The 16108-nt window shown below is 60.2% G+C and carries 16 protein-coding genes; 12 read left to right on the forward strand and 4 right to left on the reverse strand.

Going from position 1 to position 16108, the window contains the following annotated elements; genetic code table 11:
• The first annotated feature begins 446 nt into the window (after positions 1 to 446).
• From ACAM58_RS28785 to ACAM58_RS28810, 6 genes are all read left to right on the forward strand, one after another.
• Positions 447 to 1421 carry a substrate-binding domain-containing protein gene (locus ACAM58_RS28785; RefSeq protein WP_369665015.1) on the forward strand — a complete coding sequence of 325 codons (975 nt, stop codon included), beginning with the start codon at positions 447 to 449 and terminating at the stop codon, positions 1419 to 1421.
• Between the two features lie 59 nt (positions 1422 to 1480).
• A complete protein-coding gene (locus ACAM58_RS28790) occupies positions 1481 to 3001 on the forward strand; it encodes a sugar ABC transporter ATP-binding protein (RefSeq protein ID WP_369665016.1) in 1521 nt (506 codons plus the stop codon).
• Entirely contained in the window at positions 2998 to 3993 is a 996-nt protein-coding gene (locus ACAM58_RS28795; RefSeq protein WP_093081993.1) for an ABC transporter permease, read from the forward strand. Before ACAM58_RS28790 ends, ACAM58_RS28795 begins: the two co-directional genes overlap by 4 nt.
• Before the next feature lie 87 nt (positions 3994 to 4080).
• Positions 4081 to 4839, forward strand: coding sequence for an electron transfer flavoprotein subunit beta/FixA family protein (locus ACAM58_RS28800; RefSeq protein WP_093081996.1), 759 nt, complete (start codon positions 4081 to 4083; stop codon positions 4837 to 4839).
• Between the two features lies 1 nt (position 4840).
• Complete coding sequence (locus ACAM58_RS28805; RefSeq protein ID WP_369665017.1) at positions 4841 to 5770, forward strand: electron transfer flavoprotein subunit alpha/FixB family protein; 930 nt, start codon at positions 4841 to 4843, stop codon at positions 5768 to 5770.
• Between the two features lie 95 nt (positions 5771 to 5865).
• The gene (locus ACAM58_RS28810) at positions 5866 to 6846 is read left to right on the forward strand and encodes a quinone oxidoreductase (RefSeq protein WP_369665018.1); all 981 of its coding nucleotides are present in this window, start codon (positions 5866 to 5868) and stop codon (positions 6844 to 6846) included.
• Positions 6847 to 6895: 49 nt separating this feature from the next.
• Here ACAM58_RS28810 and citF read toward each other — a convergent pair whose 3' ends face one another.
• Positions 6896 to 8437 (reverse strand): citrate lyase subunit alpha, encoded by a 1542-nt coding sequence (citF, locus tag ACAM58_RS28815; RefSeq protein WP_093082005.1) that lies wholly within the window; start codon positions 8435 to 8437, stop codon positions 6896 to 6898.
• A gap of 272 nt (positions 8438 to 8709) precedes the next feature.
• On the opposite strand from citF, the gene ACAM58_RS28820 reads away from it, so the two are divergent.
• From ACAM58_RS28820 to ACAM58_RS28835, 4 genes are all read left to right on the forward strand, one after another.
• On the forward strand, positions 8710 to 10101 hold the full coding sequence (locus ACAM58_RS28820; RefSeq protein WP_369665019.1) for an NAD-dependent succinate-semialdehyde dehydrogenase: 1392 nt from the start codon (positions 8710 to 8712) through the stop codon (positions 10099 to 10101).
• A gap of 289 nt (positions 10102 to 10390) precedes the next feature.
• On the forward strand, positions 10391 to 10762 hold the full coding sequence (locus ACAM58_RS28825) for a transposase (protein ID WP_369665020.1): 372 nt from the start codon (positions 10391 to 10393) through the stop codon (positions 10760 to 10762).
• Complete coding sequence (tnpB, locus tag ACAM58_RS28830) at positions 10750 to 11094, forward strand: IS66 family insertion sequence element accessory protein TnpB (RefSeq protein WP_369665021.1); 345 nt, start codon at positions 10750 to 10752, stop codon at positions 11092 to 11094. The genes ACAM58_RS28825 and tnpB overlap by 13 nt, the downstream gene beginning before the upstream one ends.
• A 70-nt stretch (positions 11095 to 11164) precedes the next feature.
• Positions 11165 to 12748, forward strand: coding sequence for an IS66 family transposase (locus ACAM58_RS28835; protein WP_369665104.1), 1584 nt, complete (start codon positions 11165 to 11167; stop codon positions 12746 to 12748).
• Here the strand turns inward: ACAM58_RS28835 and ACAM58_RS28840 are convergent.
• Positions 12698 to 13174, reverse strand: coding sequence for a hypothetical protein (locus tag ACAM58_RS28840; protein WP_369665022.1), 477 nt, complete (start codon positions 13172 to 13174; stop codon positions 12698 to 12700). The genes ACAM58_RS28835 and ACAM58_RS28840 overlap by 51 nt on opposite strands.
• A gap of 265 nt (positions 13175 to 13439) precedes the next feature.
• On the opposite strand from ACAM58_RS28840, the gene ACAM58_RS28845 reads away from it, so the two are divergent.
• Positions 13440 to 13904: a MerR family transcriptional regulator gene (locus ACAM58_RS28845; RefSeq protein WP_369665023.1), complete on the forward strand. Its 465-nt coding sequence runs from the start codon at positions 13440 to 13442 to the stop codon at positions 13902 to 13904.
• Here ACAM58_RS28845 and ACAM58_RS28850 read toward each other — a convergent pair.
• Both ACAM58_RS28850 and ACAM58_RS28855 read right to left on the reverse strand, forming a co-directional pair.
• Positions 13901 to 14233 carry a YnfA family protein gene (locus ACAM58_RS28850; protein ID WP_369665105.1) on the reverse strand — a complete coding sequence of 111 codons (333 nt, stop codon included), beginning with the start codon at positions 14231 to 14233 and terminating at the stop codon, positions 13901 to 13903. The two genes, ACAM58_RS28845 and ACAM58_RS28850, sit on opposite strands and share 4 nt — an antisense overlap.
• 193 nt (positions 14234 to 14426) lie before the next feature.
• Positions 14427 to 15695 (reverse strand): nitrate reductase associated protein, encoded by a 1269-nt coding sequence (locus ACAM58_RS28855; RefSeq protein WP_369665024.1) that lies wholly within the window; start codon positions 15693 to 15695, stop codon positions 14427 to 14429.
• A gap of 23 nt (positions 15696 to 15718) precedes the next feature.
• Here ACAM58_RS28855 and ACAM58_RS28860 point away from each other — a divergent pair, with 23 nt between their 5' ends.
• Complete coding sequence (locus tag ACAM58_RS28860) at positions 15719 to 16075, forward strand: winged helix-turn-helix domain-containing protein (protein WP_369665025.1); 357 nt, start codon at positions 15719 to 15721, stop codon at positions 16073 to 16075.
• Positions 16076 to 16108 lie beyond the last annotated feature (33 nt).

Genomic DNA, 16108 nt, shown 5'->3' on the forward strand with positions numbered 1-16108 from the left:
CTGAATGGGGCTGACCAGAGTGGAGGTGCCAGTGCTTGACGGCGCATTCGGATCTTGCCCAACAAAACCGTCGCCGAATTTCGCGCAATCCGGCTGTTTGACAGAGGGCAGCTGCCTGTCGCGCTGAGCCGGACCTGCAAGCGCCGCGCAGTCTCGACCGGCCCGTCTTGCTCAGACGGCCGAGCGCCAGCGTTTGCTCGACCTCGACTAAGGAATTTCGCAACGCTCCACCGTCGTGGGCGGACGGTGCCCGCGCTAACCGCGGCCAGCGAGCGAGCAGCAATAGGTAAACCCAATTGTCGCCAGAAGCCGTTGCGGATTGTTCGCGACTATTCGGAGTGCCAAGATCGACTTGCGCAACGGGAGTCAACCCCGGAGGCGCGGAGCTGAAGGCTCTTTCATCAACAAGATTCTGCCGGCTTATGACCGGCGTACGGAGACAATTCATGAAGCACAACAAACGCCATTTTCTGAAACTGGCAGCGTTCGCCAGCGCCGCGATGTTCGCGACAACGCTCACCTCCACTGCTTTCGCAGCCGATCAAAAGTTTCGTATTGGCTACTCGCAGTTCTGGGGCACAAACAAATTTCTGCGTACGCAGGTCAAAGGTGCTCAAGCGGCGATGGCCGAGTGGAAGAAAAAGGGAGTCAATGTCGAACTGATCGTTACGAACGGTGGCGACACAGACACGACCAAGCAAGTGGCAGACCTGGAAGATCTTTCTGCACAGCACATTGACGGCCTGCTCATTTTTCCTGGCGACTCGGTGGTTCTGGCCGGCCCGGTAAAGAAATTGTTCAACGACAACAAGCTTCCCGTTGTCGTGACCGATATCGGGCTCAAATCGGGCGATTGGATTACCTACGTGGGTACCGAGAACGAGTTGGGCGGGCGCATGGCGGCAGACTATATGGCAACGCTGGTGCCAGCGGGTTCCAAAGTCATTGTTTTCGATCATGGTCCCGCGGTCCAAGTGATCATCGATCGCAATCGCGGCTTCGAAAAGCGCGCAGCCGAACTCGGGCTCAAAGTTCTTCCTCGCAAGGTCATGAAGCTGTCCCTCGAGGACGGTCGCAGAACCATGGAAGATACCCTGACTGAAATCCCCGATATTGCTGGCGTGTTTTTCCAAAATCACGCCCCGGCCATTGGTGCTGCGGCAACGCTTCAGGCAGAGAACAACAAGAAGGTGAAACTGGTTAATTTCGACACCGACCCGACTGCCTATCAGATGGTTCGCGATGGAAAAATTGCCGGTACGATTGTTCAGGATCCATATCAGATGGGCTATGTTGGCATGAACTCAATGCTCACGCATCTGACTGGCGGCAAGACCAAAAAGAACATCGAACTTGCGCCGAAGCTCATGACGCCCAAGAACTTCGCCGAATTCTCCAACGACCCACAAGTCCAAAAATGACCAGCATCGACGCGTAGACCAATATAGGTCCACGAGGTCATTATTCTTTGGAGAACTGTATGGGCGAACCGGTACTTGTCTGTAAGGACGTAAAGAAAACATTTGGAAGCATACGCGCCCTTAAGGCCGGAAATCTATCCCTACAAAAAGGGCAGGTGGTGGGGCTCGTCGGTGAAAATGGCGCGGGCAAGAGTACGATTTTGAAAATTCTTGCCGGCGTCCATAAACCCGACGAGCCAGGGTGCATCCTTTTAAACGGAAAACCCTACGAGCCCAACACCGCGTTTGAAGCCCTTCATCAAGGCGTAGTTACGGTCCACCAAGACATCAATCTGGTGGAAACCATGTCTGTTGCGGAGAATATTTTCCTGAACAACGAGCCCGTCGGCCCGTTGGGAACTCTGACTGCGAGGGAGATGAACCGCAAGGCGCAAAAATTAATCGATCAATACAAGATCGAAGTCAACGCCAGCATGCAGGTTGGCCGTCTTCCTAATGACCTAAAGAAGATGATCCAGATCGTGAAAGCGATGACATGGAATCCAAGCATTCTCCTGCTGGATGAACCGACGTCGTCGCTGACAGCGATGGAAGTTGATGTCGTTTTGAATCTGGTTGCGGGTCTTGCGCAGCACGGGGTAACGATCGTCTTCGTATCTCATTATTTGTCGGAGATTTTCAGGATCTGCGACCAGATCAGTGTGATGCGCGATGGGCACACAGTTGCCCTCTTCAACAAGGATGAGACCACCGTAGAGGAGGTGGTAACTCAGATGCTCGGTCACGAGCTCGTCAAGACGGCAGCCCGCAGTGCCCGGCATGTTGCGGAGAGGAAAGAAGTCTTGATGTCGGTGAAGGGGCTGCAAGTGCCTGGCCTGCTGAATGACATCAATTTCGATCTCCACAAGGGGGAGATTCTGGGCTTTACCGGCCTCACCGGTTCCGGTCTGACCGAACTTGCGAAAACTCTGTTCGGTGTCAATAAATTCAAGCCAAGCAGCGGCTCAATCACTATCGAGGGAAAGCAGCATACGTCTAGAAGCCCCGGGATATCCTTGAAAGAAGGGATGGCACTTCTCACCAATGATCGTCTCAGGGAGGGCATTCTTCCAGAGTTTTCACTGACCGAAAACATCACACTTCCGATCCTCAAGGAGTTCGGAAATGGTGTCGGGTTGCTGTCGAGATTCAAGCTCAATACGCTAGGCGAAAAATCTATCAGGAAGTTGCGAGTCTCGGCACCCAATGCGGGCGTTCCGATCAAGACACTTAGCGGCGGAAATCAGCAAAAGGTTTTGATTGCGAAATGGCTCGCGACAAAACCTAAAGTTTTCATGCTGGATGACCCGACCGTAGGCATCGATGTCGGGTCGAAAGACGAAATTCGGAAGATCATTGAGCAGATCGCCGCAGAGGGAGTGGGAGTCGCCATTTTTACGACGGAGATCCAGGATATCGAGCAGTTGTGCGACAGAGCATTTGTGATGTTTCGAGGCTCAATCGTCGACGAATTCAAAGGCGAGAGACTTGAGCACAACAGAATTCTTCAATCCTCGGTGAGCGGGAAAGCAGTACCATGAATACCAGCGCAGTCAATACAGTTACCACCTTGCATACGACGTCGAATCTGCAAGAGCGGCTTCGGTCCTCTTATGGCTTTATCCAGTCGCTTGCAGTTTTGTTTATTCTCGTTGCCGTGATGTCTTTCATTTCACCGCGCTTTGCAACGATCGTAAATTTTCAGAATCTCATGGCCCAAATGGCTCCCGCGATGATCGTCGCGGCCGGCATGGCAATCTGCATGATTAACGGAGAATTTGACATCAGCGTCGGCGCTGTGGTCGCACTCACCGCATCGATCGCAGGCACTTTGATGCCACAACTCGGCATCTTTCTGACGGTGGTCCTCGCTCTTCTGATCGGCCCGGCATTTGGGTTGTTTGCGGGATTCGTGGTCACTCGATTCGGCATCCCTTCGTTTATCACCACCTTGGGAACGATGATGATTGCGCGCAGCCTTGCCTTCGTGGTGACAGAGGGTCAAGTAGTGTCCGGGGTTCCCGATGCCTTCCGAGTAATTGGTTTGGCTCGCCCGCTCGGTGTTCCGCTGCCTTTTATTATCGCGATTCTTACTATTTTGGCCGGTTATGTGCTGCTGAACCATACAGCATTTGGCAAGAAGGTCTATGCGATCGGCTCCAACCGAAATGTTGCGATCCTTTCGGGCATCAACGTCAACAAGATCAAGATCTTCTGTTTGATGATTTGTGGCTTGACCGCGTCTTTCGCCAGCCTCGTCCTGCTTGCACGGATTGGCTCTATTCAAGCCGACACGGCGCGAGGTCTCGAGTTCGAGGTTATCGCGGCGGTGGTCATCGGGGGCGTTAGCTTGGCCGGCGGTCAGGGAAATATCCTGCGGGTGATCATCGGGGTGATCGTGATTGCCTTGACGCGCAATTTCTTGAACTTGGCAAGGATCGACATTTTTTGGCAGGAGTTCGCCACTGGTGCAATCATTCTTGCAGCCGTTTTGCTCGATGCACTCCAAAAGCGTATCGCAAGTTCTCGCTAGTACGCCGAGCGGATGTCCTGCCAAATCAGGGGTTTTTCTACTCATAGAAAAGCGCCGGCAGGGGAATAGATCAGTAGGTCCTGAAAAATGAAGATACTTGTTCCCGTGAAGCGGGTGGCCGACTTCAACGTGAAGGTCCGCGTCAAACAAGACGGCTCTGGCGTAGACCTGGCCAACGTGAAGATGTCGATGAATCCCTTCGACGAGATTGCGGTGGAAGAAGCAGTCCGACTGAAGGAAAGCGGGTGGGCCACGGAGATCGTGGTTGTCTCCATTGGCGTGAAGAAGGCACAGGACACGTTGCGAACGGCACTCGCTATGGGAGCGGACCGTGCAATCCTGATCGAAGCTGCTTCGGATGTGCATACCGACATTGAGCCGCTGGCCGTCGCCAAGCTTCTCGCATGTGTAGTTCGGGAGGAGCAGCCAGGCCTTGTGTTGACCGGTAAGCAGGCAATCGATAACGACATGAACGCCACCGGTCAAATGCTTGCGGCTTTGCTCGGTTGGGCGCAAGCAACCTTCGCATCAAGAATTTCGATCGAAGGGACCAACGCCAAGGTCACCCGTGAGGTGGATGGAGGCCTGCAGATCGTCAACGTCAATCTCCCCGCCATCATCACGGCCGATCTTCGGCTGAACGAGCCGCGTTATGCCTCACTATCGAACGTGATGAAGGCCAAATCGAAGGAGCTGGCGATCAGGACGCCGGCCGACTATGGCGTCGATGTGACGCCACGCTTGGCGGTCGTGAGGACGGCCGAGCCGCAAGGTCGCAAACCGGGCCTCAAAGTGGCATCCGTTGACGAATTGATCATGAAGTTGAAATCAGAAGGCGTGCTCTGAGATGACCGTTCTTGTTATTGCTGACGTCAGTCGCAGTTCTCTGGCGACCGACTCCCTCGCCAAGACAATTACCGCGGTCAAGGGGTTGGGCGAGGTGCATATTCTGATTGCAGGCGATGACTGCGAGGCTGCCGCGGCCGAAGCATCGGGACTCACAGGTGTTGCCAATGTGCTGATCGCGGCCAATCCTGCCTATGCCCACGGCATGGCGGAAGCGACTGCGGCGCTGGTCGTCTCACTGTCCATTGGGTATTCGCACATCTGCGGCGCATCCACGGCCTTCTGCAAGAGCGTGCTGCCGCGCGTGGCTGCGCTCTTGGACGTGATGGTGATTTCCGATGTGATCAGTGTCATTGATGGTTCGACTTTCGAACGCCCCATCTACGCGGGGAATGCCATTCAGACCGTTGTTGCCGCTGGCAATGCGCCAAAGGTCTTCACGGTACGCACCGCCGGATTCGCTCCAGTTCAAGCAGGCGGCGCGGCTTCGCTCCAAGCGGTATCTGGCGCCACCGGTGACGCGCTCTCTGTTTGGGTGGAGGACAAGGTGGCGACTTCGGATCGTCCAGAACTCACCTCGGCCAATATCGTTGTGTCTGGCGGGCGTGGCCTTGGGTCTGAAGCGAACTTTGCGCTTGTCGAAGGACTGGCTGACAAAATGGGTGCGGCGGTAGGGGCTTCGCGCGCTGCAGTGGACAGTGGCTTTGCTCCGAACGATCTACAGGTGGGCCAAACCGGCAAGATTGTCGCTCCACAGCTCTACATTGCTGTCGGTATCTCCGGTGCTATCCAGCATCTAGCAGGAATGAGGGACTCTAAGGTGATTGTTGCCATCAACAGTGATCCGGATGCACCCATCTTCCAGGTCGCCGACTATGGGCTGGTGGCCAACCTGTTTGAGGCGATACCGGAGCTTGAGTCCAAACTCTGATCCTCGCGCGCAGGGTATGAGGTCACCTCGGCCCGTGACAGCTTCGACGCTTTGCGTCTGGCCGATCCCCAACTAAGCACAAGGAACCAAGACCCATGAGCAAAGCCGTCCGCATCGACCGCAATGGCGGTCCCGAGGAACTGAAGATCGTCGAGGTCGAAGTCGGCGATCCGGGGCCCGACGAAATACGCATCCGCCACCATGCAGTGGGCCTCAACTTCCTTGACACCTACCAGCGCAGTGGGCTCTACCCATTCCCCATGCCATTGCAACTCGGCATGGAAGCGTCCGGAATCGTCGAGGCGGTGGGGGAGGGCGTCTCTCACCTCCAGGCCGGCGACCGCGCCGCGTATGCGAGCCAGCCGCCCGGCGCGTACTGCGAAGCGCGCGTGATGCCGGCCAAGCTCGTTTGCAAGCTGCCGGACGCGATCTCGTTCGAGACCGGCGCTGCGATGATGCTTAAGGGTCTCACAGCGCAGTACCTGCTGAAGAAGACATTACCCGTCGGAGGCCTGCAGCCCGGCGACTTTGTCCTGTTCCATGCTGCCGCAGGTGGCGTGGGTCTGATCGCATGCCAATGGGCCAAGGCTATGGGTCTCCAGCTCATCGGCACCGCTGGCAGCGATGCCAAGTGCCAGACAGCTCTTGCGCATGGCGCCGCGCATGCCATCAACTACGGCAATGAGAACTTCGCTGAGCGCGTGAAAGAGATCACCGGTGCAAAGGGCGTGAGGGTGGCCTATGACTCCGTCGGCAAAGACACCTTTGAAGGCTCGCTGGCCTGCCTGCAGCCCTTCGGCCTGCTCGCCGTCTTCGGCAACGGCTCAGGTCCGGTGCCGGCCTTCAATCTCGGAATGTTGGCAAAAGGTTCGTACTACGTGACCCGGCCGACCTTGTTCTCGCATGCCTCTGGCCGTGAGAACGTGCAAGCTATGGCCGATGATTTGTTTGAAGTGGTGCAGAGCGGCGCCGTCAAAATCCCGATCGGCCAGCGCTATGCCTTGACCGACGTGCAGCAGGCGCACCGCGACCTGGAAGCCCGCAAAACCACGGGCTGCACCATCCTGACCTTGTAGAAATGTCGCGGCACCGGCACAGTCCGTGTAGTTGTCTCGATGAAGCGTCTCACGCCACCATCCGCAAGACGTCTATCACGGTGCCGTCGCGATACTCAACGACGCCAACGATTCGCCCGTCTGCAGGTGCAGACGGCACCACCGGGGCCAAGCGGGCGGCCTCTGCGCACAAGGTATCGATCGACTTCAGCATGAGCCCCGCACCGCGGAGGCGATGCTCGAGTTCACCGCGCCGTGGGTTGACGGCAATACCGAATTCGGTCACAACGACGTCAACGGTCTCCCCGGGTGTCGTAATACATCGCACCTTTTGGACCACCTTGGGACCGCCCCGAGCGGTCAGGCGGGTCGTAACGATCGACAGTTTGGAGCCTGCTGCCGTGTCCGCATGCCCTCCTGACCCACCCAATATATTCCCTGAGCTCCCGGTCGTCACGTTCACGTTGAAGTTCCGGTCGATCTCCGCTGCCCCGAGGATCATCGCATCCAGCCGATTGGCAACGGCGCCTCGATTGTTGGGGTTCGCATACATCGACGCCGACATCGCCAGGTGCCGGCTATCGTCCCGGTACGACTGAACGGCCTTCAGGTCAAAGCACTGCACATCGAAAAGGTTTCGGAACAGGCCTTGTTCCAGCATGTCCACGAGATAGCCTGTTACTCCGCCCGCAGCGAAGCTTCCTCGCACACCACGCCGGCGCATAGACTTTCCCACCTCAGCGGCGACAGCCAGGGAGACCCCGCCTGCCCCTGTTTGGAACGAGAAGTCGTCCACGAGGTAGCCCGATGCTTCGATGACTGATGAGGCTTGCCTCGCGATCTCCAGGCCGACCGGGTCCGTCGTCGGACGCGTCGTACCCGAAAGAATTCCGTTGGGATCCCCAATGGAGTCCACGTCGACCACAAAGTCGACGAACTCCTGGGTTATATCAATCGAACCGCATGGATATGCAACGAGCTGATCGGTCACCGCAATCACGCAGCTTGCGTATTGCGCGTCGACGACCGCATAGCCCAATGGACCACATGCCGCTCTTCCTTGGGTTCCACTGAGATTGCCGTAGTCATCGGCTGCTGGGGCCGCGATGAATGCCACATCGATGTGCAACTCGCCCGACTCGATGGCGCGGGCGCGCCCCCCATGGGTTTGCATGACAACTGGCGTGCGAAGAATCCCGCTCGAGATTGCATCAGCGACCGGTCCGGTCATGTACGCCGTGTAGATGCGCGAGACGATGCCTCGCTGAATGTGGTCCACCAGTGGCGCATGGACCGCGAACAGCGAACTTGCAGCCACGGTGAGATCGCGCAGTCCCATTGCCGCGGCCTCGGCGATCACGATATTGAGGACCGCGTCGCCGTTTCGAAGGTGATGATGGAACGAGATCGTATCCCCGCTCTTCAGCCCGGCAGCTCGAATCGCTTCGCGCAAGTTTGGCAAGACCTTCGACGCTCCCCCTCCTTCGGCTTTTCGAAACCGAACAGCAGTGCGCGAGACGTCGGTACGCTCTACGCGCGCACCGCGGAACGGGCGTGCAGCACCATAGCCTTCTATGTGGACGAGTCCCTCCGATGGCGAGCTATGGTTCATGGGTTGCGTTTGCTCCTTTGCTCTCACCATCCTGCCTCAGGGTGGGAAGCGCTGGAAGTTGAAGTTCGTCAAGCCTCCCTTGTTTGAACCGAAGATAGGCCAAGTGCCCTAGGCCCCTGGGTTTTCCCTGACTTCGATGATCTGAAAGCCGATGTTGTCGAGAAACTGATATTCGGGCGAACGATCGATCCCTAGCATTCATGGCTTTGCGCGTTCCCTCCGGTGAGCCTTCTCGACACCGCAGCGAACTCGAAACTCTCAAAGGAAGCCAAGTGAATCAAGTGGTCCTGCAAACCAACACCGCGCTGTCTACCAATCCTGCGAATGGCGAGGTGTTCGCGAAATACCCTTATGAGTCGGCGACAAGCCTTGAACGCTCATTGACCACAGCGACTCAGGGCTACAAAACGTGGTCGAGCATGGCCGTTTCAGCGCGATTGGGGGTACTGAGGCGCATGGCGGAAATCTTGCGCCGCGATGTTGAGGCCTTGGGCATGATGGCGACGAAAGAGATGGGCAAACCCATCGTGCAGGCGCGTGCAGAGGTGGAAAAATGCGCGATCCTGTGCGACTGGTATGCGGAGAATGGCGCTGACCTTCTCGCCGACAAGCCGACCAGTGTCGGTGAACAGGCCTACGTGTCGTTCTTGCCGCTTGGCCCCGTGCTTGCCATCATGCCGTGGAACTTTCCGTACTGGCAGATCCTGCGGGGGGCCGTACCCATCTTGCTTGGCGGCAACGCCTACGTGCTCAAACACGCGCCGAATGTGATGGGCTGCGCTTATCTCACAGAGGCGGCCTGGCTCGAGGCGGGGCTCCCGAAGGGCGCGTTCTCCGTCGTCAATATCACCAACGATTTGGTCTCCAAGGCGATCGTAGACAATCGCATCGCTGCCGTTGCCGTGACGGGCAGCGTGCGTGCGGGCTCCGCTATCGCTTCACAGGCCGGAGCGGCGCTGAAGAAGACCGTGCTCGAGCTTGGAGGGTCGGATCCCTTTATCGTGCTCGCCGATGCCGATCTCGAAGAGGCTGTCAAAGCGGCCGTAGTGGGCCGCTTCCAGAATAGCGGTCAGATCTGCATCGCCGCCAAACGAATCATCCTTGACGCTCCGATCGCTGAGGAGTTCACCGAGCGTTTTGTCCAAGCCGTGGCGGCGCTTCGCGTCGGTGATCCGCAGAGCGAGGATACCTACATCGGCCCCATGGCGCGCCACGATCTGCGTGACGAACTGGATACCCAGGTGCAGCGAAGCGTCGAAGCAGGGGCGCGGGTTCTCCTCGGTGCATCGAAGATCCCAGGCGATGGAAACTTCTATGCCCCCACCGTGCTCGGAAACGTCAAGCCCGGCATGGCAACGTTCGACCAAGAGACGTTTGGTCCGGCTGCATCGCTGATCGTGGCTAAGGGAGTCGACGAAGCAATCGACCTTGCCAACAATAGCGAGTTTGGTCTCAGCGGCGCGATCTGGACACGGAACAAGGGACTTGCCAGAGACCTGGCACGGCGCGTCGAGACTGGCGGACTCTTCGTCAACGGCTTCTCGGCTTCCGACCCTCGAGTTCCGATCGGCGGCGTGAAGAAGAGCGGTTACGGTCGAGAGCTTTCGCATTTCGGCGTTCAGGAATTCATGAACGCGCAGACCGTCTGGTTTGATCGGAAGTGAGACAGACCCCTCCACCAACGATGGAGGGAACCCAAAGAACGCCGTTGAAGGCCGCCTGTCCGCGGCCTCACCGCAATGGATCACGGACGCGATGACCGGCTCGATCGCGATGGTTGACACAACCTCGACCACATTCCGCCTTTCGCCGCGGTCCGTCCCCCACGGCTACTGTGCAAATTGACGCGCCCAACCGTCGTGCAATGTGCAGCAATGCTCCTGGGCGAAGGTAAGCGCGCGGCGAAGTCATCTTGATTGCCTGAGACTTGGAAGGCATCGTGTCCGCGATGATGTGGACACGATAGATGGTGTGGTTAAGCGGGCAACCCGTCGCAAGCACAGCGCGCAATTCAAGGCGGAAGTCCTGGAGGCGTGCCGGCAACCTGATGCGTCTGCCGCAGCGATCGCGAGGCTGTACAACCTGAACGCGAACGTGGTGCACAGGTGGCGCGCCGACGATCGCAAGGCAGCGGCACCGAAGGCGGCGGAAGTTCCGGCTTTACCGACCCCAGCCTTCATCGCTCTCGATGTGCAGCCCGAGGCCGAAGTGTCGGCTCGCGACATCCGTATCGAACTGAAGAGAGGTGGCGCCACTGCAGTGGTGCACTGGCCGGTGGAGTCGGCCTCGTCGTGCGCAGCCTGGCTGCGCGAGTGGCTGCGTTGATCCGCATCGACGCCGTGTGGTTGGCCACCGAGCCGATCGACATGCGCGCTGGCACAGAGACCGCGCTGGCGCGTGTCGTGAAGGTGTTCGGCGCCGCACGTCCGCACCATGCCTACCTGTTCGCCAACCGACGGGCCAACCGCATGAAGGTCCTCGTGCACGATGGCATCGGCATCTGGCTGTGCGCGCGTCGGCTGAACCAGGGCCGATTCCTCTGGGCCAACGCGAGCCTGGGCGCGCAGATGGCGGTGACGCGCGAGCAGCTCGATGCGCTCGTGCTCGGATTGCCATGGCAGCGCATCGGGGCAGCGGGCGTCATCACCGTCGTGTGATCGCGCACGGCCCTGCAATTGCGGCAAACGCCGATGACAGTCGCGCAATCACGCGGCACCCTACGTGCTCATGGTGGATGCCGAACAACTGAAGGGCCTCAGTGCAGAGCAACTGCACGAGGTGACCCTCCGGCTCATCAAGGACTGCACAGAGCAGCAAAGCCAGCTTGAGGCCAAGGATCGCTCGATCGAGACGCTCACGCGCGAGGTCACGTTCAAGACCACCAAGGTCGATCAGCTGACCCACGAGCTCGCGCAGTACAAGCGCCTGCGCTTCGGCAAGAGCAGCGAGAAGCTCGATGCGGCGCAGGCCAGCCTGCTGGATGAAACGCTCGATGCCGACCTAGCTGCCATCGAAGAGGAGCTGAAGCAGCTTCGCCCGCCACCCAAGACCGACAACAAGCAGCAGCCGCGTCGTGCGGCGCTACCGGCAGACCTGCCGCGCGTCGATGTCCATCACGAACCCGAGTCGACCACCTGCACATGCGGCTGCGCGCTCAAGCGCATCGGCGAGGACGTGGCCGAGAAGCTCGACTACGTTCCCGGCGTGTTCACCGTCGAGCGGCATGTCCGCGGCAAGTGGGCCTGCGCGAAGTGCCAGACGCTGATCCAGGCGCCGGTGCCCGCCCACGTGATCGACAAGGGCATCCCCACGGCCAGCCTCCTGGCGCAGGTGATGGTGGCCAAGTACGCCGACCACCTACCGCTCTACCGGCAGGAAGCGATCTTCGGACGCGCCGGCTTGGCCATTCCCCGTTCAACGCTCGGGGCCTGGGTCGGCGCATGCGGTGTGCGCCTGCAGCCGCTGGTCGATGCACTCAAGGACGCCATCCTCGCTCACCGCGTGCTGCACGCCGACGAGACCCCCGTGGCCATGCTCAAGCCCGGGACCGGCAAGACGCACCGCGCTTACCTGTGGGCCTACACACCCGGCGCCTTCGAAGGCATGAAGGCAGTGGTCTACGACTTCGCCGACAGCCGGGCCGGACAGCACGCGCAGGAATTCCTGGGCGAATGGCGCGGCGCACTCGTGTGTGATAACTACTCGGGCTACAAGGCCTTGCTGGCCAAGGGTATCGTCGAGCTGCACACGGCCAACAAGAGCCAGATCGCCGAGGCTGGCATCCAATACTTCGCTCGGCTCTACGAGATCGAGCGTAAGGTAAAGGACTTGGGTTCGGATGAGCGGCAGCGGATCCGGCAAGCGCGAGGCCGGCCGATCGCAGAGGCGCTGCATGCCTGGATGATCGCCCAGCGGCTGAAGGTTCCGGAAGGATCAGGGACAGCCAAAGCACTGAACTACAGCCTGAAACGTTGGGCTACGCTGACGCGCTATCTGGACGACGGGAGCCTGCCTGCTGACAACAATTGGGTGGAGAACCAGATCCGTCCGATCGCCGTCGGCCGGGGCAACTGGTTGTTTGCTGGAAGCCTGCGCGCGGGACAGCGCGCCGCAGCCGTCATGAGCCTGATCCAGTCAGCCAGGCTCAACGGCCATGATCCCTATCTCTACTTGAGAGATGTGCTGAGCCGCCTTCCCACTTGCCGAATGAGCGCGCTCGAGACCTTGCTGCCGCACCGCTGGCGCGCGAGTGAAGCGGTGTCAGTCTTGGCCGGTACAGGTGCACGCACTGTTGCATCCACGATTGCCTGATGGCGTGGCGACGAATGCGCTGAACAAGAGCGCTGCCGACGCCTCGGCTTCGTGCGGGGCGGTGATCTGCAGTTCGATGGCATCGCTGTCCTCGTGCAGCCGAAACTGCAGGAACGCGCAGCACTCTCGCTCCAACGCCACGAGCTCCCGCAGTTCCCTTGAAGCTGATCGCGCATAGCGAACTGTCAATGTTCGCCCATCTTGACGCTGGTGGAGCAGGCTGCGGCGGGCGAGGCTGGCAATCCGTTCCTGCCGAGCATTCAATTCGCTTGGCCGCAGCGAGCAGGCAATCGGTGGGGTCGATTCGCCGCTCATGATCCTGCCGCCTTGTTGGTAGTGGTCGCGCAGCCGCAGCCTCCGGTGGAGCTTGTAGCGGTCGGCGCGGCTGCGCAACTCGTAGCCGCGCGACGCGATCTCCACCTCCAAAGGCCCACCCCAGCCAGGAGGGCCAGGCCTGCGACGGCAATCTGGGCCGTCGGGTCTCCCAAGACCCAACCGGCCACACCGGCTGCAGACAAACCGCTCACCAGCGTCAGCGCGATAGGAATGGAGCAGCACGCCGCGCAGGCGCCGGCCAGTCCGAGTACGGCCAGGATAGGCTTCTTCATCGTCTTCCTCTCAAGCAATGCCGGGAACATTCCCGTACACTGACTCTAGAACCTCAAGTAACTTGAGATGCAAGGATCAGGACATGAATCCCGTACAGATTGAGCGGCCATTGAGCATCGGAGCACTGGCCGAGCGCACCGGCTTCGCGGTGTCGGCGCTGCGGTACTACGAAGAGGTGGGATTGATCCCCCCGGCCACGCGGCGCCCGAGCGGCCACCGCGTGTATGACGAGAAGGTGCAGGAGGTGCTGACGCTGATCCGTCATTGCCGAGACTTCGGCTTCTCCATCGAAGAGACGCGCGCGCTGGTGGTGTTGTCCACGAGCGACGAGCGCGACTGCGTCGAGGCGCGCGACCTCGCACAGGCGCATCTGGACACCGTGCGGGTCAAACTCAAGGAACTGCAGAACCTGGAGCGTAGCCTCGCCAAGTTCGTGCGGTCCTGTTCCGACGAGTGCGTCGGCGGTCCGGCACCCAAGTGCACCATCTTGAAGGACTTGAGTCTGCGCGATTCGCGCACGGCCAAGCCAGCGGGCTGCTGCGGTTAGGCCGTCCGCGGCTGAAAGGCGATGAGCGCCATGCCGGCCAGGCTCACGGCGACGCCGGCCACATCCCACGTGCTGGGCCGAACGCCGTCCACGCCCCACAGCCAAGCCAACGCCACGGCGATGTACACGCCTCCATACGCCGCGTAGACACGGCCGGCGGCCGCAGGGTGCAACGTGAGCAGCCACGCGAAGAGACCGAGAGAGAACGCGGCCGGTACGAGCAGCCAGGCCGACCCTCCCTTGTTCAGCCACAGGTATGGCAAGTAGCAGCCAACAATCTCGGCAAGCGCGGTGATGACGAACAGCAGGACGGTCTTCAAATGAGGCACCTTGGAGGCAACTTGATCCTCCGAATTACAGCATTCCACCAGCCCATCGTTCCAGTCCGCGGGTTCGCCGCGGCGAGTCAGTGGCATCTACCTCGAATGTCACATGGGGCGGGAAACCGAAGTGAATGAGGCTGATCGACTCTAGGTTCCGCCGAGTGCCCCAGGTGCCTGACTCGAGCGGGGCGGAGCACGCTCATGGAGGCGAGCGCAGCAGGCCGAACTCCTGAAGCGCCGGCACCAGATTCCGCGTACTTCCCCTGGAAGCAAGCTTGCAAAGTGCGAACCGCTGCAGGTCGTTCAGGCCCGCCCAGGCCGTCTCGGGGACCTGCGCAACGCCAACCGAGCGCAACGCTGCGCGTACCGGTTCGGGCACCGGCATGTCGTGCCGCCAGGCTGAGTCATCGATCGGGGCGGCGTTCGGACAAACGCCGCCCGACTCCTTGATCGTGAGTTCGATGAACCTTCGCAGGCGCCGCACGTCGACTTGATCGACGCACCTTGCATCGAGAACAGTCCGCCGTGCCTCGGCCGACAAGGTTCGCCACTGCGTCAGCGACAACTTCAGCCCACACAGGTCCATCTTGAAGCGGACGCTCATGGGCATGCAGTCGAGCGCGGCTTCGAAGCTTCGCTCGAAGGCAAAGAACTTCAGTTGAGCATCAGCCTGCAGGTCGATCGCCGTCAATACGCCTTCGGCAATGGCGCGCGGTCGCTCGCCCAGGCTGGTGACCTGGGTGTTCGCGCGTGGATCCACTTCGACGAGTTTCTGGCGCGCGGAAACAGTCACGCCGTCATGGCAGAGTCCACGGAGCACGCCGCTCAGCGGTGCGGCGATCGGCAGGTCGTTCAGACGGCCGACCTCCTGTCCTTGGTCGACGGGGGAACCGATCGCCAAGCGTGTGCGCCAGTGGCCCCCTTGCGGCGCGTAGATGAAGCGTTCGCGGCCGACACCTCCCAGGGGGCGCGGCTCACCGCTCAGATCCCTGGTTGGCCCATCACGCACCACCTTCCCCAGGTCGTCGCCCCACGCCGTCTCGATGGCGATGTTGCAGTTGGCATGGGTATCGAATCCAGGGCCCAGGCCAATCACGACAGGGGCCAGCGGCCGCTGGTCCTCGATGAGGGCCCGTTTGCGCATCCGGGCGTCGATCAACACGTCGGGCTTGTACTTGGCCAGCAGGGCGTCGAGCGGCGCATCGCACACGGGCAACTGCTCGTCGACCGCTTCGATGGCATGCAGCGCTTCGAGATCGTGGGCGTGCCGCGCCACGACGCCATCCAAGGTCGAGCGGCCGTCGAACAGCGCATCGGCAAAAGACATTCTGCGGCGCAGGTGTGCGGGCGCAGGGTCGTCGTGAACAATGACCCTGGCACCCCGCATGTACAGTGCATGAGCGACCGCCGAGCCCACATCGCCACTTCCGCGCACCACGACAACCTGAGCAACCTGAAACTCGCTCACGGGTGCGCCTTCTGCATACGAACATGCCAAAACGCCGTGTTACCCCTGAGCCGAACATCCGCCTTCAGATCGCTCATGGCGTGGCCATCGGACCGGGCAAGGCTGACTTGCTGGAGCGCATCGCGGAGCTGGGCTCCATCAGCCAGGCCGGAAATGCGATGGGAATGAGCTATCGGACGGCGTGGGCGTTGGTGGGCAGCATGAATGAAGACTTCCTGGAGCCCTTGGTCGCGGTGACACGCGGTGGCGCGACCGGCGGCGGCGCCAGCCTGACGCCAGCAGGCAAGGATGTGCTGGCGTGCTATCGGAAGATGGAACGCCTCGCGCTCAAGGCGATCGCCAAGGAGGTGGTGCATCTGCAGGCTCTGCTCCGAGCTTGACCCGGGCGAGACAGGGCAGGCATCGGGCTCAAT

The sequence above is a fragment of the Variovorax sp. V116 genome (assembly GCF_041154435.1).
Classification (GTDB): Bacteria; Pseudomonadota; Gammaproteobacteria; order Burkholderiales; family Burkholderiaceae_C; genus Variovorax; species Variovorax paradoxus.